Source organism: Streptococcus sp. HMSC061D10 (assembly GCF_001808865.1).
Classification (GTDB): Bacteria; Bacillota; Bacilli; order Lactobacillales; family Streptococcaceae; genus Streptococcus.
On sequence record NZ_KV795009.1, the window covers coordinates 217,799 to 242,760 of the forward strand.

Here is a 24,962-nt window from a genome sequence, read left to right on the forward strand (position 1 = left end):
GATCTAAGTAGCTTTTATCCAGCGTCAAAAGACGCTGGTTTTTCCTCTTTTATAGAGAAATCGAGTTAGAAATAATAGTTACAGTTCACCATTAAATGTCAAAGTTTATCAATAGATTTATCATTATCGTTAATGAGTAGACTTATTCTGACTTTCCCTAAAATTTTGTTGAATTTTCTTAAGTTTTTATCATATTTTTTATAATTAAGGTGCCTTAAGAAAAATAATGAAAAAACTAAATGTTTTTCATATAGTTTTCATTTTTTGTGTTATAATTAAGGTGCCTTAAGAAAAATATTAAGGTGACTTAAGAAAAATAATGAAAAAACTAAATGTTTTTCATATAGTTTTCATTGTTTTAATAGTTTAAAGTCAATCTTATTTTTCTCTAATAGAAAATAATGAAAAAGTAGGTTTAGAAAGAGGTAAGTATCTATGTCTTCTCATAAAAAAGTGTCACTCTCTGAGATTAATCAATCTATCGATACTCCAAATAACAATCATTTCTGGCAAAATTTAAAGGCCTTTTTAGGTCCGGGTGCTCTTGTCGCAGTTGGTTATATGGATCCAGGAAACTGGATTACCAGTGTAGTCGGTGGTGCTTCCTATAAGTATAGTCTCTTGTTTGTTATCTTGATTTCATCTCTCATTGCCATGCAACTTCAGCAGATGGCAGGAAAGCTTGGTATTGTAACCCAGATGGACCTGGCTCAAGCAACGGCTCATCATTCACCTAAATGGCTTCGTTATAGTCTATGGGTGATTTTAGAATTAGCCTTGATGGCGACAGATCTGGCAGAAGTTCTAGGTTCAGCGATTGCTCTCAATCTTCTCTTTAAGATTCCGATTATGATAGCCATCCTTTTGACGGTTCTAGATGTCTTTCTCTTATTGCTTTTGATGAAATTTGGCTTTAAGAAGATTGAAGCTATTGTGACAACACTGATTTTAACGATTTTAGCAATCTTTACTTATCTGGTAGCTTTGTCACATCCAAGCTTCCAAGGAATCGTTGAGGGTTATCTACCGAATGCAACCTTATTTGAAAGTCCTTTGCCAGGGCATGAAAGTCAATTAACCTTGGCGTTAGGTATCGTGGGTGCGACAGTGATGCCCCATAACCTCTATTTGCATTCTTCCTTGTCTCAAACTCGGAAAATCAATCACAAGGACAAGAATGATGTTCGAAAAGCCGTGCGCTTTATGACCTGGGATTCAAATCTCCAATTATCCTTGGCCTTTGTGGTTAACTCCCTTCTATTAATTCTCGGGGCGGCTCTCTTTTTCGGCCATGCATCTGAGATTTCTGCCTTCTCTCAAATGTATAATGCCTTGCAGGATTCTACTATTGCAGGAGCTATAGCTAGCTCGACCTTATCAACCTTGTTTGCCTTGGCTTTATTAGCCAGTGGTCAAAATTCGACAATTACGGGTACCTTGACTGGACAAATCGTTATGGAAGGTTTCTTGCATATGAGATTACCTCAATGGTTCATTCGTTTGGCAACTCGTCTCTTTGCCTTGTTGCCTGTCATGATTGTAGCGGTTCTGTTTGGTCATCAGGAAAAAACATTGGATCAGTTATTGGTTTATTCACAAGTCTTTCTTTCGATTGCTCTTCCATTTTCAATCTTCCCACTGATTTATCTAACTTCTAAGAAATCACTGATGGGAGAATTTACCAATGCCAAATGGAATACTATCCTTGGTTATATTGTTTCCATTATCTTAACTGTTCTCAATGTGAAATTGCTATTTGATATTTTTTAAGACCTTTTAACATGAAGTAGAAAAAATATCATTTTGATAATTAAAATTGAAGAAAAAAACACCCAAGATTCAATTCTTGGGTGTTTTTTTGGAATTCTCATCTTAGATGAAAAATCCATTATAAAAAGCTGCATGAAGATGCAGCTACACTATAGCAACGGAAGACATGGGATTCGAACCCACGCACGCTTTCACACGCCTACCGCGTTTCCAACACGGCCTCTTAAGCCTCTTGAGTAATCTTCCAATACTTACTAAGATAGTTTAACATAAAGGCAAGTATCTTGCAAATAAAATTCAAACAATTGGCAAAATGATAGAAAATGAAAGAAAATGACAAAATGTGCTTGACTTTGCTATTTTTTGTGATAGAATGATTATTGTAATCGTTAACAGGAGGTGAGTAAGTGCTAAAAACTGAGAGAAAAAAGTTGATTTTAGAGGAGCTGGGTAAACATAAAGTCGTTACTTTAGAGAAATTAGTAGGCTTGCTAGATACTTCAGAATCAACAGTTAGACGAGATTTAGATGAATTGGAATCGGAAAATAAACTTCGCCGAGTTCATGGAGGAGCAGAGTTGCCTCACTCCTTGCAAGAAGAAGAAACCATTCAAGAGAAATCTGTCAAAAACCTTCAAGAGAAAAAATTGATTGCGCAAAAAGCAGCTTCCCTCATCAAAGAAAAAGATGTTATCTTTGTGGATGCAGGAAGTACAACAGCCTTTCTCATTAAGGAATTGGAGCGAAAAGACATTACTGTTGTGACTAACTCCATTCACCATGCAGTACAATTAGTGGATAAGCAAATTCCAACTGTGATTATCGGTGGTGGGGTTAAGATGACGACTGATGCCAGCATCGGTGGTGTCGCGCTTAATCAGATTAACCAATTACACTTTAATCGTGCCTTTATCGGAATGAACGGTGTAGATGAAGGTTATTATACAACTCCAGATATGGAGGAGGGAGCTGTTAAGCGAGCTATCTTAGAAAATGCCAAACAAACTTATGTTTTGGCGGATTCATCCAAGATAGGTCAGTCTTGTTTCGCTAAGGTTGCGCCTATAAAAAGAGCTATTGTCATTACAAGCAAGGGTCACGAACTCTTGCCAGCTATCAAAGAAAAAACGGAGGTTATCGAAGTATGATTTATACAGTCACGCTAAATCCATCTATTGACTACATTGTTCGTCTGGATAAAGTGGAAGTTGGTAGTGTTAATCGTATGGATAGTGATGATAAGTTTGCTGGTGGTAAGGGAATCAATGTTAGCCGTGTCTTGAAACGCTTGGATATTCCAAATACAGCGACTGGATTTATCGGAGGTTTTACTGGTAAATTTATCACAGATACTTTAGCTGAAGAGCAAATTGAAACACGATTTGTCCAAGTGGCAGAAGATACGCGTATCAACGTCAAGATTAAAGCGGATCAAGAAACTGAAATCAACGGAACTGGTCCTACTGTTGAGCCAGAACAACTTGAAGAATTAAAAGCTATTCTTTCAAGTCTAACAGCAGAAGATACAGTGGTATTTGCTGGTTCAAGTGCTAAAAACTTAGGCAATGTCATCTATAAGGATTTGATTGCCTTGACTCGTCAAACGGGTGCTCAAGTGGTCTGTGACTTTGAAGGTCAGACCTTGATTGATAGTTTGGATTATCAACCACTTTTGGTCAAACCAAACAATCATGAACTTGGAGCTATCTTTGGAGTCAAGCTCGAAAGTTTAGATGAGATTGAAAAATACGCTCGAGAATTGTTGGCTAAAGGTGCTCAAAACGTTATTATCTCTATGGCTGGAGATGGAGCCCTTCTGGTAACATCAGATGGAGCCTACTTTGCTAAACCGATCAAGGGAACAGTGAAAAACTCAGTTGGGGCTGGTGACTCTATGGTTGCTGGATTTACTGGTGAATTTGTTAAATCAAAAGACGCAGTAGAAGCCTTCAAATGGGGTGTGGCTTGTGGAACAGCAACTACCTTCTCTGATGACTTGGCAACTGCAGCATTTATTAAAGAAACTTATGAAAAAGTTGAGGTAGAAAAAAGATGAAAATTCAGGATTTATTGAGAAAAGATGTCATGTTGCTTGATTTGCAAGCAACTGAAAAAACAGCAGCTATCGAAGAAATGATTCATAGCTTGGTAGAGCACGGATATGTGTCAGATTTTGAAACTTTTAAAGAAGGAATCTTAGCGCGTGAAGCTTTGACTTCTACAGGTTTGGGTGATGGTATTGCAATGCCACACAGTAAAAATGCTGCTGTAAAGGAAGCAACTGTTCTATTTGCTAAGTCAAACAAGGGTGTTGACTACGAAAGTTTAGATGGACAACCAACTGACCTCTTCTTTATGATTGCGGCTCCAGAAGGTGCCAATGATACTCACTTGGCTGCCTTGGCAGAATTGTCTCAATACTTGATGAAAGACGGCTTTGCTGACAAACTTCGTCAAGTAACATCAGCTGATCAAGTTATTGACCTCTTTAACCAAGCTTCAGAAAAAGCTCAAGAACCAGTACAAGCTCCTGCGAATGAATCTGGTGACTTTATTGTTGCTGTAACTGCTTGTACAACCGGAATTGCCCACACATACATGGCACAAGAAGCTCTTCAAAAAGTGGCCGCGGAAATGGGTGTCGGTATCAAGGTTGAAACCAATGGTGCTAGCGGTGTTGGCAACAAATTGACAGCAGAAGATATCCGCAATGCCAAAGCTGTTATCATCGCTGCAGATAAAGCAGTTGAAATGGATCGTTTTGATGGCAAACCATTGGTGAATCGTCCAGTAGCAGACGGTATCCGTAAGACAGAAGAGTTGATCAACTTGGCTCTTTCTGGTAATGCTGAAGTATATCGTGCTGCTAATGGAGCACAAGCTTCAACGGCATCTAACGAAAAACAAAGTCTCGGTGGTGCTTTCTATAAACACTTGATGAGTGGTGTATCACAAATGTTGCCATTCGTTATCGGTGGTGGTATCATGATTGCCCTTGCCTTCTTGATTGATGGTGCAATGGGTGTACCAAACGATAGCCTCGGAAATCTTGGATCATACCATGAACTCGCTTCTATGTTCATGAAAATCGGTGGTGCGGCCTTTGGTTTGATGCTTCCAGTATTTGCAGGATATGTTGCTTACTCAATCGCTGAAAAACCAGGTTTGGTAGCAGGTTTCGTAGCTGGAGCTATTGCCAAAGAAGGTTTTGCCTTTGGTAAAATCCCTTACGCTCAAGGTGGTGAAGCAACTTCAGCTCTTGCAGGTGTATCATCAGGTTTTCTAGGAGCCCTTGTTGGTGGATTTATCGCTGGTGCCTTGGTACTTTTGGTTAAGAAATACGTGAAGGTTCCTCGCTCACTTGAAGGTGCTAAATCAATCCTTCTCTTGCCACTTTTTGGAACAATATTGACAGGATTTGTTATGCTGGCTGTGAACCTCCCTATGGCTGCAATCAACACTGCTATGAATGACTTCCTCGCAGGTCTTGGAGGTGGTTCGGCTGTCCTTCTTGGTATCGTTCTTGGAGGAATGATGGCTGTCGATATGGGTGGACCTGTCAATAAAGCAGCTTATGTCTTTGGTACAGGTACTCTTGCAGCAACAGTGTCAACAGGTGGTTCAGTAGCCATGGCAGCAGTTATGGCTGGAGGAATGGTTCCACCACTTGCAATCTTTGTCGCAACTCTTCTTTTCAAAGATAAATTCACCAAAGAAGAACGTAACTCAGGTTTGACTAACATTGTTATGGGCTTGTCATTCATCACTGAAGGTGCGATTCCGTTCGGTGCAGCTGATCCAGCTCGTGCTATCCCAAGCTTTATCCTTGGTTCAGCAGTAGCAGGAGGACTTGTCGGTCTTGCAAATATCAAACTCATGGCTCCTCACGGAGGAATCTTCGTTATCGCCCTTACAACAAATGCCCTTCTTTACCTTGTCTTTGTCTTGGTAGGAGCACTTGTTAGTGGTGTAGTTTATGGTTACCTTCGTAAACCATTAGAAAAATAATTACAAATAGATTCAAATGACTGAACACGAAAGTGGACAGTCATTTTTTTAATAATGAAGTTAGGGAGACCGATCTTTAAAGTGATATAATAGAAGTAAATATTAGAGAATTTTTCTTCATCCAAATGATAGAATGCTAAAGTTCTACAAATACCTTAGAGGAGATAAGTGTCATGAGTGATTCTAGAAAAGAAGGAATCGACAAACTAAAGAAAGCAAAGATCTCTCACCAAAATCTTGCAAAAGAAGAGTTACAAGAGACCTATGCCAGCTTGCTGGAGGAGAATTTTCATGATTCTGAACGAATTCATTTTATAGCTGATTTAGGTAGGAGTCCGGAAATTGCCTTTCATTTTGAGCTCATTTGCAAAGATTGGGAGGAAGAAACTGACCTGAATTTTGAAGCGAGTTTTGACCAGCATGGGCAGGAGGGAATAGACTATCTGTTGGAACTTCTCGATCAAGAGAAAGCAGAGAGTCAACGCGTTTTGATTGTATATCTTCTAGCGAAAATCCTTTCCAAAGTAAGACATAGAGATTTTTATGCATCTTCTTGCAAGCAAGTACTTCCTGTTCTAATCTCTCTTTTACCTAGTTCAGAAGCTTCGAATCGTAGAAAGTTAATCATTGCCCTAGGTTGGATTGGTTCAATAAGTGAGATAGAAATCTTAGGACAACATCTCTGGACTGACAAAGATGCACTTTGTCGTGCCTGGTCTGCCAGTAGTTTGATGCAATTATCTTTTCATCAAGTTGAAAAAGAAGTCTTGATGGAGAAAACGAAGGATTTGTTTTGTGAAGCAATTACAGAAGAAAAGGACTTACAGGCTTGCGCTCTGATTGTAGAAGCAGCCCAGGTATTGTTTGGGAAAAAATGGATCCCTACATCTGCTGTAGAGAAGTTGGAAATCGAAAAGATTGAGAAAGCAAGAAAATCAGCAATTAGATTTTTAAAGAAATAGTGAGACAAGGTTGTTGAAAAATAATCGTAAATAGATTCAAATGACTGAACACGAAAGTGGGCAGTCATTTTTTTGATTGTTCTAGATGTTTCTGAAATATGGTATAATAGAAGCATGGCAAACAAAAATACAAGTAAAACAAGACGGAGACCGTCAAAAGCTGAATTAGAAAGAAAGCAAGCTATCCAACGAATGTTAATTTCCCTGGTCATAGCTTTTTGCTTAATGTTCGCTGCTTTGAGATTAGGAGCAGTTGGACTCACCCTCTATAATCTCATTCGTCTATTAGTAGGAAGTCTGGCCTATCTGGTCATTTTTGTCGTTCTAGTCTATCTTTTTTTCTTCAAATGGATTCGGAAGCAAGAAGGTCTGATCTCAGGTTTTCTTTGCATTTTTTCAGGCTTATTGTTGATTTTTGAAGCTTATCTTGTATGGCAATATGGCATCGAGCAATCTGTCTTAAAGGGGACTTTAGCCCAAGTTTTGACAGATTTGACAGGCTTTCGTGTGACTAGCTTTGCTGGGGGAGGGCTTCTAGGTGTTGCCCTTTATATTCCAGTCGCCTTTCTCTTTTCAAATATTGGTACTTACTTTATCGGAGCTATCTTAATCTTAATCGGTGCTCTTTTAGTTAGCCCCTGGTCTGTCTATGATGTCGCTGATTTTCTTGGAGCACGTTTTGCCCTTTGGATGGAGCGACGTGAGCAGAAAAAACAAGAACGTTTCATCAAACGAGAAGAAGAAAAAGCTCGTAAGGAAGCAGAGGAACAGGAAAGACTAGAAAAAGAACAGGCAGAGCAAGCCTTGTTGGATATATCTCCTGTTGATATGGAAACTGGCGAGATTTTAGAAGCTCCCCCTGTTCACTTTGATGATTTACCACCCCTTCCAGAGGAAGAATGGGTAGAACCTGAAATTATTCTCCCTCAAGCAGACTATGAAGTTCCTAGCGAAGTTGACATTCCAGAGGAAGATGAGTTCTTAGAGGATGAGGATGTTGAGGTAGATTTTTCTGCTAAAAAAGCTTTAGAGTACAAACTTCCAAGCTTGCAACTTTTTGCACCCGATAAGCCAAAAGACCAGTCCAAGGAAAAGAAAATCGTTCGCGAAAATATCAAGATTTTGGAAGAAACCTTTGCAAGTTTCGGTATTAAGGTAACGGTTGAACGTGCTGAGATTGGTCCATCAGTTACCAAGTACGAAGTCAAGCCAGCCGTTGGTGTGCGGGTCAATCGTATTTCCAATCTAGCAGATGATTTGGCTCTGGCCTTGGCTGCGAAAGATGTCCGTATCGAAGCTCCAATTCCTGGGAAATCCTTAGTCGGGATTGAAGTGCCTAACTCTGAAATTGCGACCGTATCTTTCCGAGAACTCTGGGAACAATCGCAAACTAAACCTGAAAATCTGCTAGAAATTCCCCTTGGGAAAGCTGTCAATGGTACAGCTCGCAGTTTCGACCTTGCTAAAATGCCTCACTTACTTGTGGCTGGTTCGACAGGTTCTGGTAAATCTGTTGCAGTCAATGGTATCATTGCAAGTATTCTCATGAAGGCGCGTCCAGACCAAGTCAAGTTTATGATGGTGGATCCGAAGATGGTTGAGCTGTCAGTCTATAATGATATTCCTCACCTCTTGATTCCAGTTGTGACGAATCCTCGTAAGGCCAGCAAGGCCCTTCAAAAAGTCGTGGATGAGATGGAAAATCGCTATGAACTCTTTGCCAAAATTGGCGTTCGTAATATTGCTGGTTTCAATGCTAAGGTAGAGGAATTCAACGCTCAATCTGAGTATAAACAAGTACCTCTTCCTTTGATTGTCGTGATTGTCGATGAGTTAGCTGACCTCATGATGGTAGCCAGCAAGGAAGTAGAAGATGCTATTATCCGTCTTGGACAGAAGGCGCGTGCAGCTGGTATTCATATGATTCTTGCAACGCAGCGTCCGTCGGTTGATGTTATCTCTGGTTTGATTAAGGCCAATGTACCGTCACGTGTAGCCTTTGCTGTATCTTCTGGAACGGATTCGCGAACTATCTTAGATGAAAATGGTGCTGAGAAATTGCTTGGTCGAGGGGACATGCTCTTCAAGCCAATCGATGAAAACCATCCTGTTCGTCTGCAAGGTTCTTTTATCTCGGATGATGATGTGGAGCGTATTGTTAGCTTTATCAAAGCTCAAGCAGATGCTGATTATGATGAAAGCTTTGATCCCGGAGAGGTTTCTGAGACAGAAGGTGAGTCTGGCACAGGAGATGAAAGTGGAGATCCGCTCTTTGAAGAAGCTAAGGCTCTGGTCATTGAAACTCAAAAAGCGAGCGCATCCATGATTCAACGTAGATTATCAGTTGGTTTTAACCGAGCAACTCGCTTGATGGAAGAATTAGAGATAGCTGGAGTTATCGGACCTGCAGAAGGAACGAAGCCGCGAAAGGTTTTACAACAATAAAAAACGTAAAAATAGTATAAAAATGCATGGAAACTTTATTAAAAAGTTAGTCAAAATTGGTCTAACTTTTTAGATAGAGTTTCCTTTTTTATAGCGATTTCTTTAGAAATAAGGCCATCTGAAAATCGTTTCAGACTTGCCAACTAATTGGATTTTACTTTTACTAGTTTTACCTATTAAACTATTGATTTTTTAAACTGTTTTTGATATATTAAGTTGGTATAGAAAAAATTATATGTTTATTCAGAAGTGTTTAAAAATTGAGGAGGATATTTTTTTAAAACAAAATGCAAACGCTTACTTGATAAACTGAAAGGAACAAAAAAACCGATGGATAAAGGATTATTTGAAAAACGTTGCAAATATAGTATTCGGAAATTTTCATTAGGGGTTGCTTCTGTTATGATTGGTGCAGCTTTCTTTGGAACTAGCACTGTTCTCGCAGATTCTGCACAAACAGGTTCAACAGCGAATATGCCAGCTGATTTGGCGGCAGCTCTTGCCAATGCTAAAGAGGATGATGGGCATGACTTTGAAGCACCAAAACCTGGTGAAGATCAGGGTTCTCCTGAAGTAACTGAAGGACCAAAGACTGAAGGAGAATTGCTGGCAAAAGAAAAAGAAACTGCAACTGCAACAAGCTCAGCAGCTTCAGATACTCTTCCTGAAGAACTACGTGGAAAACTTGATAAGGCTGAAGAAAATGGCCGCACTGCCTCAAAAGAAGAACTAGAAAAAGAAGATAAAAGCTTAGTTCCAGAAGAAGTAGCTAAAACAAAAAATGGAGAATTAAACTACGGTGCGACTGTCGAAATTAAAAGCTCTGCTGGGCTCGGTAGTGGTATCGTTATCGGGGAAAATCTCGTTTTGTCTGTTTCTCATAACTTTATCAAGGATGTTCCAGATGGCAATAATCGTAAGGTCGCTGATAATGTTGAAAGTGATGACGATGTTTATACAATTTCTTACCAAGGCGCTCCAGACGTCAAATTCAGTAAAAATGATGTAAAACACTGGGATCGTGAAGGATTCCTCAAAGGATATAAAAATGACTTGGCAATCGTTAAGCTTCGTACACCTCTTGCAAATGCACCTGTTGAAGTGACTGACAAGCCTGCTACAACTAAGGTAGGAGATAAGGTCCATGTATTTGGCTATCCAAAAGGCGAACTTGATCCGATTCTGAATACGACTGTTGAGGACATTAATAATCACGGAGAAGGTGTTCGTGGAATTAGCTATCAAGGAAGTGAACCAGGTGCTAGTGGTGGCGGTATTTTCGATGAAAATGGGAAATTGATTGGTATTCACCAAAATGGTGTATCTGGTAAACGTAGTGGAGGTATTCTCTTCTCACCTGCTCAGCTGGAATGGATTCAAAACTATATCAAGGGCATTGAAACAACAAAACCAGCAGGTCTAGATGCACTTGATAAACAAGTTGAGGACAAGGACGATAAACCAAAAGAAGATAAGCCGAAAGAAGAAAAACCAGCTGAGAATAAACCAGCAGAAAATAAACCAGCTGAAAACAAGCCAGCTGAAACTAAACCGGCTGAATCAAAAGAAGTTACTCCAGAATGGAAAACGGTTGAGAATAAAGACCAACAGGGAACTGTAACGATCCGTGAAGAAAATGGAGTTCGTTACAACCAACTAGCTTCAACTGCTCAAAATGACAATGGTAAGAAACCAGCCTTGTTTGAAAAAGATGGTTTGACAGTCGATGCTAATGGGAATGCCACAGTTGATTTGACCTTTAAAGAAGAATCTGAAACAGGTAAATCTCGCTTTGGTGTCTTCATGAAATTCAAAGACACTGATAACAACGTTTTTGTAGGTTATGACCAAGGCGGATGGTTCTGGGAATACAAGTCAAATGGCAGTGGACTTTGGTACCAAGGTGGACGTGTTGCAGCACCGGTAAATGGTTCTGTTAACCACTTGACGGTCAGCCTTAAATCAGATGGACAACTCAATGCAACTAACAATGATGTCAAACTCTTTGACACAGTGACCTTGCCATCTGCAGTAAATGACAAACTCAAAGATGAGAAGAAAATTGTTCTTAAAGCTGGAACTTATAACAGTAGCGAACGAACAATTGTCAATGTCAAAACTGATGACCAAGAAGGTGTGAAAAACAATCAAGAAGCCGCTGAAAAAGAAAAGGGAAATACAGTGGATGATAGCAATGTCAAGTACGATACTATCGAATCTACAGTCTTAAAAGCAGTCATCGACCAAGCCTTCCCACGTATTAAAGAATATGTCCTTAATGGCAATAAACTTCCAGGTCAAGTGCAACCAATTAATCAAGTGGTGATTAACAAGCACGCTGTGACTCCTGAAGTTACCTATAAAAAGGTCAACGCAACGACTGCCGAGTATGACATGAAACTCCGTGATGAGAAAAACCTCATCAATGCAGATATGACCGTTCGTTTGCAAGTAGTGGACAACCAACTTCACTTTGATGTGACTAAGATTGTCAACCATAACCAAGTGACACCAGGACAAAAGATTGATGACGAACGTAAATTACTTTCTTCCATCAGCTTCCTAGGAAATGCCTTGGTATCTGTTTCTAGCGAGCAAGCAGGAGCTAAGTTTGATGGGGCAACCATGTCAAACAACACTCACGTCAGTGGTGATGACCATATCGAAGTAACAAATCCAATGAAAGAATTAGCCAAAGGCTACATGTACGGATTTGTTTCAACAGATAAACTCGCTGCAGGTGTATGGAGCAACTCACAAAATAGCTATGGTGGTGGTTCTTACGACTGGACACGTTTGACAGCTTACAAGAATACGATTGGCAATGCCAACTATGTGGAAATTCATAGCTCTGAATGGCAATGGGAAAAAGCCCACAATGGAGTTGTTTTCCCAGCATACACTCAAGAACTTCCAAGTGCAAAAGTTGTCATCACTGAAGATGCCAATGCTGACCATAAGGTTGACTGGCAAGATGGTGCCATTGCTTACCGTAGCATCATGAACAACCCTCAAGGTTGGGAAAAAGTTAAAGACATTACAGCTTACCGTATCGCTATGAACTTTGGTTCACAAGCGCAAAACCCATTCCTCATGACCTTGGATGGTATCAAGAAGATCAACCTCCACACCGATGGTCTTGGTCAAGGTGTACTTCTTAAGGGATACGGAAGTGAAGGACATGACTCTGGACACTTGAACTACGCGGATATCGGTAAACGTATCGGTGGTGTTGAAGACTTTAAGACTCTTATTGAGAAAGCTAAGAAATATGGTGCCCATCTCGGTATCCACGTCAACGCTTCAGAAACCTATCCAGAGTCTAAATACTTTAATGAAGATATTCTTCGTAAAAATGCAGATGGTAGCTATAGCTACGGTTGGAACTGGCTTGACCAAGGTATCAATATTGATGCTGGTTATGACCTCGCTCATGGGCGTTTAGCTCGTTGGGAAGAGTTGAAGAAGGAATTGGGTGAAGGTCTAGACTTCATCTATGTCGACGTATGGGGTAACGGTCAATCAGGTGACAACGGTGCCTGGGCAACTCACGTTATTGCGAAAGAAATTAACAAACAAGGTTGGCGCTTTGCTATTGAGTGGGGCCATGGTGGTGAATATGATTCTACCTTCCAACACTGGGCAGCTGACTTGACCTACGGTGGCTATACAAATAAAGGTATTAACAGTGCCATCACTCGCTTTATCCGTAACCACCAAAAAGATTCTTGGGTTGGTGACTACAGAAGTTATGGTGGTGCAGCTGACTACCCACTTCTAGGCGGTTATAGCATGAAGGACTTTGAAGGATGGCAAGGACGAAGTGACTATAACGGTTATGTAACAAACTTGTTTGCTCATGACGTTATGACTAAGTACTTCCAACACTTCACAGTCAGCAAATGGGAAGATGGCAAACCAGTAACCATGACTGACAATGGTAGTACCTATAAATGGACTCCAGAAATGAAAGTCGAGTTAGTCGATGCTGCAAATAACAAGGTTGTTGTAACTCGTAAATCTAATGATGTCAACAGTCCACAATATCGTGAACGAATTGTTACGCTTAACGATCGTGTGATTCAAGATGGTTCAGCCTACTTGACACCTTGGAACTGGGATGCAAATGGTAATAAGCTTGAAAGTGACAAGGAAAAAATGTACTACTTCAATACTGAAGCAGGTGCAACAACTTGGACACTTCCTAGCGACTGGGCAAATGGTAAGGTTTACCTTTATAAACTAACTGACCAAGGTAAAACTGAGGAAAAAGAAGTTGCCGTGAAAGATGGTAAGATTACCCTTGACCTCACTGCAAATCAGCCATATGTTCTCTATCGTTCTAAACAAACAAATCCTGAAATGTCATGGAGTGAAGGAATGCATATCTATGACCAAGGATTTAACAGTGAATCTTTGGATCATTGGAAGATTTCGGGAGATGCTTCTAAGGCTGAAATCGTGAAGTCTCAAGGTGCAAACCAAATGCTCCGCATCCAAGGCAACAAAGAAAAAGTTAGTCTCACTCAAAAATTGACTGGCTTGAAGCCAAATACTAAATATGCAGTCTATGTCGGTGTAGACAACCGTAGTAATGCTAAAGCAAGTATTACCGTTAATACTGGTGAAAAAGAAGTAACCAACTACACCAACAAGTCACTCGCCCTCAACTATGTAAAAGCCTATGCTCACAATACTCGTCGAAGCAATGCAACAGTTGATAACACAAGTTATTTCCAAAACATGTATGCTTTCTTCACAACAGGTTCAGATGTATCAAATGTAACCTTGACCTTGAGTCGTGAAGCAGGCGATGAAGCAACTTACTTTGATGAAATTCGTACCTTTGAAAATGAATCAAATATGTACGGGGACGGTCACGATACTGCAACAGGCGTCTTCAAACAAGACTTTGAAAATGTTGGTCAAGGTATCTTCCCATTTGTTATCGGTGGTATCGAGGGTGTTGAAGATAACCGTACTCACTTGTCTGAAAAACATGGTCCATACACTCAACGTGATTGGAACGGCAAGAAAGTTGATGACGTTATCGAAGGAAATTGGTCACTCAAGACAAATGGTCTCGTAAGTCGTCGTAACTTGGTTTACCAAACAATTCCACAAAACTTCCGCTTTGAAGCAGGCAAGACCTACCGTATTACATTTGACTATGAAGCTGGTTCTGACAACACTTACGCCTTTGTAGTCGGTAAGGGAGAATTCCAATCTGGTCAAACGAGCAATATGGAAGTGCATGAATTGCCAAATACATGGACAGATTCTCAAAAAGCGAAACGAGCAACCTTCCTCGTGACAGGGGCTGAAACTGGCGATACATGGGTAGGTATCTACTCTACAGGCAATGCAAGCAACACACGTGGAGATTCTGGTGGTAATGCTAACTTCCGTGGTTACAATGACTTCATCATGGACAGACTTCAAATCGAAGAGATTGTCTTGACTGGTAAGATGATGACAGAAAATGCTGTCAAGAACTATCTTCCAACTGTAGCCATGACTAACTACACCAAAGAAACAATGGATGCTTTGAAAGAAGCAGTCTTCAACCTCAGCCAAGCAGACGATGACATCAGTGTAGAAGAAGCTAAGTCTGAAATTGCTAAGGTCAATGCTCTTAAAGACGCTTTAGTGATGAAGAAAACAGCTCTTGTAGCAGATGACTTTTCAAGTCTTACAGCTCCTGCTCAGGCTGGTGAAGGTCTTGAAAATGCCTTTGATAGCAACGTGTCAAGTCTATGGCATACATCATGGAGCGGAGGAGATGTTGGTAAACCTGCAACTATGGTCTTGAAGGAACCAACTGAAATTACTGGCTTCCGTTACGTTCCACGTGGTTCAGGATCAAATGGTAACTTGAGAGATGTTACTCTTGTAGTAACGGATGAAACAGGTAAGGAACATACCTTCAATGCAACCAATTGGGCTAACAATAATAAACCAAAAGATATTGACTTTGGTAAGACTATCAAGGCTAAGAAGATTGTTCTAACTGGAACAAGAACCTACGGTGATACAGAAAACCAATATCAATCAGCTGCAGAATTGATCTTTGCTCGTCCGCAAGTTGCTGAAACAGGTCTTGATACAGCAGCCTATGAAGCGGCCTTGGCTAAAGCTCAAAAATTGACTGATAAGAGCAATCAAGAGGAAGTAGCAAGTGTTGTTGCCAGCATGAAATTTGCAACAGATAATCATCTCTTGACAAATAGAATGCTTGAATTCTTTGCAGATTATCTCGACCAGTTGAAAGACCAAACACCTACCCCAACTCCAGATCCAGAACCAACTCCAGAACCTAAACCTGAAACTCCAACATCAAGCAAGGGTGACGAAGCTGCGCCAGTTGTTGACCTTCCAGAATTCACAGGTGGTGTAAATGGCGCTGAAGCAGCTATCAATGACCTTCCAGAGTTTACTGGAGGAGTGAACGCAGCTGAAGCCGCCGTTCATGAAGTTCCAGAGTATAGTGAAGTTGAAGGAACAGCAGGAAATGAAGTAGCTATCCATGAAGTTCCAGAATTTACTGGAGGTGTGAATGCAGCTGAAGCCGCTGTATACGAAGTTCCAGAGTATACAGGTGCAATCGGAACAGCAGGTGACCAAGCTGCACCTACAGTAGACAAACCAACTGAAGGTGTTCGTGTCTTATCAGATAAGACTACAGGAGTTGTAGTTGCAGGACTTGCAAGAGATTTGGCTACAGATCTTAATATTAAAGTTCAAAAAGTAACAGACCAAAGTTTACAAGGTGTGAAATTTGATGCTTATGCTCTTCATTTAGTTGATAAAGATAAGCATGAAGTTCAAGCGAAGGGTGTAGTGCTCGTTCGACTTCCAGTTTCTGGTGAAGTAGCTGGAGTATATTACACTGCATCAGGTGAGGCAGTAAGCTTTACAAATGGTCAAGGTACAGTTGAGTTTACAACTAGTCAGCTAGGACATTTTGCCGTAGTTTATAAACAAGTTTCTAAACCACAAACGCCATCAGTAGGAGAGCCAGGACATAAACCACAAACTCCATTAACTGAGGAACCTGGAAGTCGAGTACAGACTCCATCAACAGAGAAACTGGATCATAAACCACAGGATGCTGCAGTACAAAATCTTGATCAGAAATCAGTTGATACTGCTAAACCAGAAATGAAGGAAGTAGCAGCTAAACAAGAAGCGAAGGATAAACTTCCAGAAACTGGTACTAGCAAGTCAGAGCATCTCTTCTTCCTTGCCAGTCTCAGTCTAGCAGTGTCTGCTCTATTTCTTGCAAAAAGAAAAGAAGATTAAAATACAAAAAAGTTTTCATTAAAAGAGAGCTTAAACTCCACAATCATTGTCGTGGAGAAAAAGAAAACCCAGAGAGGACCCTCTAGGTCCTCTCTTTTTCTAGAGGAGAATGAGAGCGCTTACCACTTGTGAGCGTATGAAAGGAAATAGGAAAAAATGGGAAAACATTTTTTTGAGAAACGGTGTCATTACAGTATACGTAAATTTACAATCGGCGCAGCTTCTGTTATGATTGGTGCCAGTATCTTTGGAGCTGGTATGGTTCAAGCTGCTGAAACAGAAGGAACTGCTGAGACAGAAGGAACAATAACACAGGCTCAGCCTCTGGATAAACTGCCAGCAGATATAGCAGCAGCTATTGAAAAAGCAGAAGCGAGTGCTGGAAATGTAGATGATCAACCTGCAGCGTCAGAAACTGAAGCAACTGCAGCTGAAACAACTACTCCAAAACCAGCTGAAACTCCTGCTCCTAAGGAAGAAGTGGCTTCAAAACTAGCTACAAATCCAAAAGAGGAAGTAGCTTCTGAGGCGAAACCAGCTGCAACTCCTGCGACTAAAGACGTAGTAGATACATCAGATGTCAATCATTTAGAAAAAGCTTCTGCTACAGCATCAAACCATGAAGCCAACACACAATACACAGCAGAAAAGGCAATTGACGGAAAACCTGACACTCGCTGGGCTACTGACCAAAACGTTGAGAAACCAACAATCGAATTTACTCTTGAAAAGACAACAGTGATTAAGCATGTGGAGATTGATTGGGACCGCCGCGTTCGTGGTGAACAAAATGATCCAAATATCAAATCATGGAACCTCTATTATGCTGGCCAGGATGATGTGAATGGATCAGGAGTTAAAGAATGGAAGTTGGCCTATCAAAGAACAGGGAATCCTCTTCTTGATGAAAAAATTGACTTGAAAGAAGCTATCCAAGCCAAATACCTTAAACTTGAAATTACAGATTATCAAGCAGGTACAATGAACTGGAAAAATGTTGGAATTCAAGAAATTCGAGCTTACTCAAACATTCCAGACGCTAGCAAACCAACAGATATTCGCCAAGTGACAGAATTAGCTGTTGCTGAAGATGGGAAATCACTTGTCTTGCCTAAATTGCCAGGTCAAGTCAGCTTGATTGGTAGCAACAAACAGGGGGTTGTCGACCTAAATAACAAAATCTATAAACCCTTAACAGATCAAACTGTTAAGGTCATGGTCCAACAAGTCAAGGATACTCATACTTTCACAAAAGAATTTGAAGTAGTCATTAAAGGCTTGCATGCAGACGAAGGTGTTGGCACTAAACCAGCAGTTGCTCCAGCAGTTCAACAATGGTATGGAACTGAAGGCAAAACTTCTATTACAGCTGATACCGTGATTTCAGTTGGCGATTCTGGATTTGGTCAAGAAGCTAAATTCTATCAGACTGACCTTGAAAGTCGTGGGCTAGAAATCGCTACAGGTGATCAAACAGCTCAAAAACGGATTGAATTTAAAAAGGTTGAAGATAAGGGTTATGGTAAAGAAGGCTATGGTATCACTGTTAAAGATGGAGTTATCACCGTAGAAGCTGCGACCAATGCAGGAGCATTTTATGCTACACGTACTCTTCTTCAAATGGGCGAAAATGATTTGCAAAATGGAGAAATCCGTGACTTCCCAAGCTTTAGCCATCGTGGTTTTATGCTAGATACAGGTCGTAAGTTTATCCCTTATGATACGCTTGTAGATATCATGCTAAACATGGCCTACTACAAGATGAACGACTTGCAGTTGCACTTGAATGATAACTATATCTTCTTAAAAGATCATTTAGCAGGGAAAAATCTTACTCCTCAAGAGGAACTGGATTATGTTCTTAAAAATGCTAAGACAGGTTTCCGTGTAGAGACTGATGTTGTCGGTGAAAATGGTGAAAAATTAACATCAAAAGAGCACTACACCAAGGAAGAAATGCAAGAAATCATCAAGTTGGCAAAAGCTTTGCATATCAACCTTGTTCCTGAAATTGACACACCAGGCCACGCCCTTTCATTTGTTAAGGTCCGTCCAGACTTGATGTACAAGGGGCAACTTAGTGCGAGAAAACACAATGTAGAACGTGTAGCTATGTTGGACTTAGATAACAAGTACGAAGAAACGCTCGCTTTTGTTAAATCAGTCTATGATAAATTGCTCGATGGTGAAGACGCACCGCTCCATGGTGTATCAACAGTTCATATCGGTACAGATGAGTACTATGGAAGTCCAGAAAGCTATCGTCGCTATGTCAATGATATGATCCAGTACATCAAAGGTAAAGGCCTAACACCGCGTATTTGGGGTTCACTCTCTGCCAAACAAGGAACTACACCTGTTGATTGGAAAGATGTAGAAGTGGATATCTGGAGTATTGGTTGGCAACGACCAGCAGCGGCCATTGCTCAGGGTGCTAAGATTATCAATATCACAGATATTCCAACCTATAGTGTTCCAAGTGGAAGCAATAGTCAAGGTGGTTATGGGGATTATGCAAACTATGAAACTCAATACAACCGCTGGACACCAAATGACTTCTCAACAGGTGGAGGACCACGCCTAGAAGCCTCTAATCCAAATATCCTTGGTGGTGGTCATGCAGTCTGGAATGATAATATTGACCTCCATGAAACTGGACTTACTTCTTACGATATCTTTAAACGTTTCTTCAAGAGTATGCAGTCTACTGCAGAACGCACCTGGGGTTCAGATCGTGCAGCAAAGACCTATGCAGAACGTGTTCAACCAGCAAGTGTTTATGCACCTCAATCTAATCCAGATAAGACCGTAGCTGAAGAAGACTTGTTCAAGATTAATCCTGAGACTGTCAAAGATTATCTTGCTAAGAAAGTACAGAAAACTGAAGCAGGTTTGAACTTCGAAAAAGATAGCACTATCGAAGGCCTAGTTGGTGATGCTGGACCAAGTCATGTCTTGAAATTGGATGTGACTGTGACTGGTGATGGCCAACAAACCTTCTCAACAAGTGGAAACAACCAACTTTACCTTGCGGATAAGGATGGTTATCTTGCCTATACTTTTGAACAATTCCATATCCAATTCAACAAGAAACTTGAAAAGAACAAACGCTATCAAATTTCTGTCGTAACCAAACCGCAAGTAACAGAAGTTTATGTGGACGGTGAAAAGGTTGAACGGATTGCAAATCCAGCCAATCCACGTTTGGCTCATAATAGCTTAGTCTTACCACTTGAAACAATCGGTGGCTTCAAAGGTATCTTGCATAGTGCTGAGTTGTCAAATGAAGCATTCGTAAATCCACGTTTGATTCCAAATGATCATTTTACAGTTTCTGCAACTAGTCAAGAATTACCAGGAACCAATGCAGAAGGTCCAGTAGAAAAAGCTTTTGACAATGATCCAAATACCTTCTGGCATTCAAAATGGTCTGGACATCAAGCCCCATTCACAGTTGCAATGAACTTGAAAGCAAGTGAAACAGTCAATGGTTTGACCTATCTTCCACGTCCAGGTGGTGGTAACGGAGTCGTGACATCTTACGAAATCTATGCTCAAAAAGATGGTCAAATGGTTAAAGTTACTTCAGGAACTTGGGAAAACAATGCCAAAGAGAAAACAGTTAACTTTGATGCCATTGAAACCGATAAGGTAGAATTTAAAGTTCTAGAAGGTGCTGCAGGATTTGGTAGTGCTGCAGAAATTCAACTTCTGAAACCAGTTTCTACTAACAAAGCAGAAGAACCAGTTAGTCCAGAAAAACCTGTGACACCAGAAAAACCTGAAACTCCAGAAAAACCTAAAGTTGAGGAAATGGGCGATGGGACAACTGAACTTGCTGATAGCTTTGTAGCTACGAAACCTACAAGCGACGAGGCAGTTGCTGCAGCAGCTCAAAGTCAAGATTATCTCAAGAAAGAGTACAAGGTCTTCCCAACACCACAAAAAGTAACTTACGATGAAGGTGTTACTAAACTCCATAAACAAGTCAATCTTGTCATGGGCGATCAATTAGATATCTATACTCGTAACCGCTTGAAGAGTGTCCTACAAGATCATCAAATCTCTTACACAAGCAGTCAAACAGCAGTGGCAGGTGCTACCAACATCTACCTTGGTGTTCATGGTCAAAATTCACAGGCTGAAAAAGAAGTATCTGGAATTTCTCAAGGACTCTTTGATAAGATTGATGCCTATGCCTTGTCAATCAAGAACAATACAATCTCTATCGTCGGTAAGGATACAGATGCTGTCTTCTATGGTTTGACGACTCTCAAACACATGCTTAATGAAAGCGAAGCTCCAGTCTTGCGTAATGTAACAGTTGAAGACTTCGCTGAAATTAAGAATCGTGGTTTTATCGAAGGTTACTATGGAAATCCATGGAGCAATGCTGATCGTGCTGAATTGATGCGCTATGGTGGTGACTTGAAGTTGACTCAATACTTCTTTGCACCAAAAGACGATCCATACCACAACAAGAAATGGCGTGAACTTTATCCAGAAGAAAAATTAGCTGAAATCCGTGAATTGGCACGTGTCGGAAACCAAAACAAGACTCGTTATGTTTGGACCATCCACCCATTCATGAACAACCGTATCCGTTTTGGCAACGATGCTGATTACCAACAAGATTTGGAAACCATTAAAGCTAAGTTCACTCAATTGATGGATGTCGGTGTTCGTGAGTTCGGTATTCTAGCCGATGATGCACCAAGTCCAGTTGGTGGCTACAATAGCTACAACCGCTTGATGAAGGACATGACAGATTGGTTGACTGAAAAACAAGCAACTTATGTTGGCCTTCGTAAGGAAATGATTTTCGTTCCAGGTCAGTATTGGGGTAATGGTCGTGAAGATGAGTTGAAATCACTCAACGAAAATCTTCCAAGTTCAGCATCAATGACCCTTACTGGTGGTAAGATTTGGGGTGAAGTGTCTGAAAGCTTCCTCTCTAACCTTAAGAATAACTTGACTGCAGGAGGTAAGACATACCGACCAGTTTCTCTATGGGTAAACTGGCCTGTTACAGATAACTCTAAACAACACTTGATTTTGGGTGGTGGTGAGAAATTCCTTCATCCAAATGTGGACCCAAGCCTCCTTTCAGGTATCATGCTGAATCCAATGCAACAATCTGAGCCTTCTAAGATTGCCCTCTTCTCTGCAGCTCAGTATGCATGGAAACAATGGAAGTCTGAAGAAGAAGCTAAGAAAGTAAATGACATCGCCTTCAACTTTGTTGAAACTGGTAAGTTTACAGATAGCGAAGCATCAGTTGCCTTCCGTGAGCTTGGTAAACATATGATCAACCAAAACATGGATGGTCGTGTTGTGAAGTTGGAAGAATCTGTTGAACTTGCACCGAAATTGGCGGCCTTCATGTCTAAGTTGAAAGCTGGTCAAGATGTTGGTGCAGAGCGTGAAGGCTTGCGTGCAGAATTTGCAAAACTAAAAGCAGCAGCTCAACTTTATAAAGCATCTGGTGATGAAAAGATGCGTGCTCAAATCCACTACTGGTTGGATAATACTATTGACCAAATGGACGCCTTGAGTGCTCTTCTTGATGGTACAGAAGCTATCGAAAAGAACGATTCTGCAAAACTTTGGGATAGTTACTATAAGGGCTTGAAACTCTACGAACAATCACAAACTTATACCTTCCACTATGTAGACCATGATGAAAGAGCTGAGTTGGGTGTTCAACATATCCGTCCATTCTTGCTTGGCCTTCGTGAAATCCTTGCAACAGAAGTCCAAAAAGCCTTGCATCCTGACCAAGTCATTAGTACCTTTATCACTAACCGTACAGGTGTAGAAGGTGGACTTGCTGAAGTGACTGATGGAGATTTAGGAACACATGCCCTTATCAAGTCACCAAATAGCATTCAAACTGGTGACTACATTGGCTTGAAATTTAATAAGGCTGTTTCAGTTCAAAATTTGACCTTTGCAATGGGAACTCAAGCAAATCCTCGTGATACCTTCAACAACGCTAAGGTTGAGTATCTCAATGAAAATGATGAGTGGGTAACCCTTTCAGAACCAAGCTACACTGGTAATGAGCCTCTGCTTAAATTTGAAAACCTCAACATCAACGCTAAAGCTGTTCGCATGATTGCAACTTCAGATCGTGGAAACACTTGGTTTGCGGTAAGAGAAATTGCTGTTAACCGCCCTGTAGAAGTTACTCGTGCTAAACAGTCAGCGACTGTGACTATCAGTCCAAATCTTATGTACAAGTACAACACAACAGTTGGACAGATTACAGATGGACGTGATAATACTGAAGCCATGCTTGCAAATGCTGATAGAACAGACACAACTCCGGTCAATGGTTGGGTACAACTTGACTTGGGTGAAGTCAAACCTGTGACCAAGGTTCGTCTGGTTCAAGGATCAGGAGATAAATTGGCAGAAGGTGTTTTTGAATATTCTGCAGATGGTAGCTCATGGCAAGAGTTGGATCGCTTGACTGGTGAACAAACAAAAGAAATCGAAACTCCAATTTCAGCTCGCTACGTTCGTGTTCGCAATACTAAGAACATCAACCTATGGTGGCGTATCGCTGACTTCTCAGTTGAAACACGTGCAGGCAATAGCGAATTGACTGATACAAACGTTGAGAGCTTGAAGTCAACTCCAGTTTATGACAGCCTAGGCCGTTATGACCTTCAAATTCCAAGCGGAACTAAGCTTCCAGCTAATAGCTACTTGGGTATGAAACTTGATCGTCTTCACCAAGCTGAAAGCATTCAAGCACTTGGTACAGAAAATCCATCTCTCAATTTGGAATACTCTCCAAATGCTCAAGAATGGTATCCAGCTGATCAAGTGACAGATAAGTCCTTGGTACGTTATGTTCGTTTGGTTAATAAGACTGACCAAGAACAAGCAGTGACAGCAACTTCTCTACTTGTTCAGACAAAAGAAGTTCAGCCAACCACACTTGATTCTACATCAATGGGAATCCACCAAACATACGGTAGAAACGACGTTCGTAAGATCAAGAACTTGGATCAGTTGTTTGACGGTGTCTACAATAACTTTGTAGAGTTCTCAGACTATGCTCGTAAAGACGGTCATATTACCTTGAAACTTGGTAGCGAACGTGATATTAAGAAGATTAGAGCTTACATCCAAGACGGCACTCAAAACTATCTCCGTGATGGTAAGATTCAAGTCAGTCAAGATGGCAAGACTTGGACGGATGTTGTGACAGTTGGTGACGGCCTTGCTAATGAAACACGTGATGACTCCTTGACAGATGGCTGGACACATGATTCTAAGATGCCAGGAAATCGCTATATCGAGGGTGAACTTTCAAGCCCAGTTAAAGCTAACTATCTCCGTGTTCTATTTACAGCAGACTATGATGCTCGTTTTGTAGGATTCACTGAGTTGGTGATCAATGATGGCGAATTCGTGAAACCAATCAATGACCCAACTGTAGAAGGAAACAGTGGTGAAAGCCAAGGCAACCTTTACACTAACCTCGTGGATGGTAAAGTATTGACAAGCTACAAGGCTGAGAAAGAACAAGGTGAGCTTGTCTACCACTTGTCAGAACCAACAGACGCAAACCATATTCGCCTTGTTTCAAGTCTTCCACAAGGAGTGAAAGCGCGTGTGCTTGCTCGTACTCTTAAAGAAGATAAAAAAGATGCTTGGACAGATCTAGGAGCAATTACCTCAAGCTTCCAAACATTTGCAGTGAGAGAAAAAGCGCCATTGTTAGATGTCAAAGTTGTTTGGGAAGGTGGCAAACCTGAGTTTTACGAAATGACGACCTTCCACCAAGAGCTTCCAGAAGAACCAGAGAAACCAGCTTTAACTACAAGCAAGGGTGATGAAGCAGCACCAGTAGTAGAAGTCCCAGAATTTACTGGTGGCGTAAATGGTGTTGAAGCAGCTGTTCATGAAGTTCCAGAATACACTGAAGCTATTGGCACAGCAGGTGATGAAGCAGCACCAGTAGTAGAAGTTCCAGAATTCACAGGCGGCGTAAATGGTGTCGAAGCAGCTATCCATGAAGTACCAGAGTATACTGAAGCTACGGTAGAAGCAGACAAGATTCCAGCACCAGTAGTAGAAGTCCCAGAATTCGCAGGTGGCGTCAATGGAGCAGAAGCAGCTGTCCACGAAGTCCCAGAATATACTGGTGGTGTGAATGGTGTTGAAGCGGCTGTCCATGAAGTCCCAGAGTTCACTGGTCACGTAAATGGATCAGAAGGAACTACTCACGAAGTTCCAGAATTTACTGGAAGTGTGAATGGTTCAGCTCCAACTACACGTGAAACTCCAGCATACACAGATGAGCAGTCTCTTGTAGCTCTTGCTATGTCACAAGATAAGACCTACCAAGCATCTGCAAGTCATCCATACAAGCTCCCAGAGACAGGTACTAAAGAAAATGCCGGCCTTGCAGCCGTTGGTGTTGTAGGTGCACTTCTTGGTATGTTTGCTATGGGAAAG

At 41.0% G+C, this 24,962-nt stretch carries 8 protein-coding genes and 1 tRNA gene; 8 read left to right on the forward strand and 1 reads right to left on the reverse strand.

From position 1 onward, the window contains the following. The first annotated feature begins 435 nt into the window (after positions 1 to 435). On the forward strand, positions 436 to 1,770 hold the full coding sequence (locus HMPREF2728_RS04730; protein WP_000094598.1) for an Nramp family divalent metal transporter: 1,335 nt from the start codon (positions 436 to 438) through the stop codon (positions 1,768 to 1,770). 158 nt (positions 1,771 to 1,928) lie between these two features. Here HMPREF2728_RS04730 and HMPREF2728_RS04735 read toward each other — a convergent pair. Then, a tRNA-Ser gene (locus HMPREF2728_RS04735) sits at positions 1,929 to 2,016 on the reverse strand. A 161-nt stretch (positions 2,017 to 2,177) separates the two neighbouring features. Between HMPREF2728_RS04735 and HMPREF2728_RS04740 the strand changes: the two genes are divergently transcribed. The 7 genes from HMPREF2728_RS04740 to HMPREF2728_RS04770 form a co-directional block, all read left to right on the forward strand. Next, entirely contained in the window at positions 2,178 to 2,918 is a 741-nt protein-coding gene (locus tag HMPREF2728_RS04740) for a DeoR/GlpR family DNA-binding transcription regulator (RefSeq protein ID WP_075227208.1), read from the forward strand. Beyond that, positions 2,915 to 3,826, forward strand: a complete 912-nt coding sequence (gene pfkB / locus HMPREF2728_RS04745; protein WP_000640771.1) for a 1-phosphofructokinase — start codon at positions 2,915 to 2,917, stop codon at positions 3,824 to 3,826. The genes HMPREF2728_RS04740 and pfkB overlap by 4 nt, the downstream gene beginning before the upstream one ends. Further along, complete coding sequence (locus tag HMPREF2728_RS04750; protein ID WP_075227209.1) at positions 3,823 to 5,778, forward strand: PTS fructose transporter subunit IIABC; 1,956 nt, start codon at positions 3,823 to 3,825, stop codon at positions 5,776 to 5,778. Before pfkB ends, HMPREF2728_RS04750 begins: the two co-directional genes overlap by 4 nt. A 173-nt stretch (positions 5,779 to 5,951) precedes the next feature. Next, positions 5,952 to 6,740, forward strand: a complete 789-nt coding sequence (locus tag HMPREF2728_RS04755; protein WP_075227210.1) for a HEAT repeat domain-containing protein — start codon at positions 5,952 to 5,954, stop codon at positions 6,738 to 6,740. A gap of 114 nt (positions 6,741 to 6,854) precedes the next feature. After that, the gene (locus HMPREF2728_RS04760; protein WP_075227211.1) at positions 6,855 to 9,185 is read left to right on the forward strand and encodes a DNA translocase FtsK; all 2,331 of its coding nucleotides are present in this window, start codon (positions 6,855 to 6,857) and stop codon (positions 9,183 to 9,185) included. 330 nt (positions 9,186 to 9,515) lie between these two features. Continuing rightward, the gene (locus HMPREF2728_RS04765; RefSeq protein ID WP_083280549.1) at positions 9,516 to 16,487 is read left to right on the forward strand and encodes a SpGH101 family endo-alpha-N-acetylgalactosaminidase; all 6,972 of its coding nucleotides are present in this window, start codon (positions 9,516 to 9,518) and stop codon (positions 16,485 to 16,487) included. A 156-nt stretch (positions 16,488 to 16,643) separates the two neighbouring features. After that, positions 16,644 to 24,962, forward strand: an 8,319-nt coding sequence (locus HMPREF2728_RS04770) for an SIALI-17 repeat-containing surface protein (RefSeq protein ID WP_075227212.1), incomplete at its 3' end; no start/stop codon positions are given.

What these genes read in the sequence shown, in the direction of transcription:
- HMPREF2728_RS04730 (WP_000094598.1), top strand. Translation starts at nt 436, where the DNA reads ATGTCTTCTCATAAAAAAGTGTCACTCTCTGAGATTAATCAATCTATC.
- pfkB (WP_000640771.1), top strand. Translation starts at nt 2,915, where the DNA reads ATGATTTATACAGTCACGCTAAATCCATCTATTGACTACATTGTTCGT.
- HMPREF2728_RS04750 (WP_075227209.1), top strand. Translation starts at nt 3,823, where the DNA reads ATGAAAATTCAGGATTTATTGAGAAAAGATGTCATGTTGCTTGATTTG.
- HMPREF2728_RS04755 (WP_075227210.1), top strand. Translation starts at nt 5,952, where the DNA reads ATGAGTGATTCTAGAAAAGAAGGAATCGACAAACTAAAGAAAGCAAAG.
- HMPREF2728_RS04760 (WP_075227211.1), top strand. Translation starts at nt 6,855, where the DNA reads ATGGCAAACAAAAATACAAGTAAAACAAGACGGAGACCGTCAAAAGCT.
- HMPREF2728_RS04765 (WP_083280549.1), top strand. Translation starts at nt 9,516, where the DNA reads ATGGATAAAGGATTATTTGAAAAACGTTGCAAATATAGTATTCGGAAA.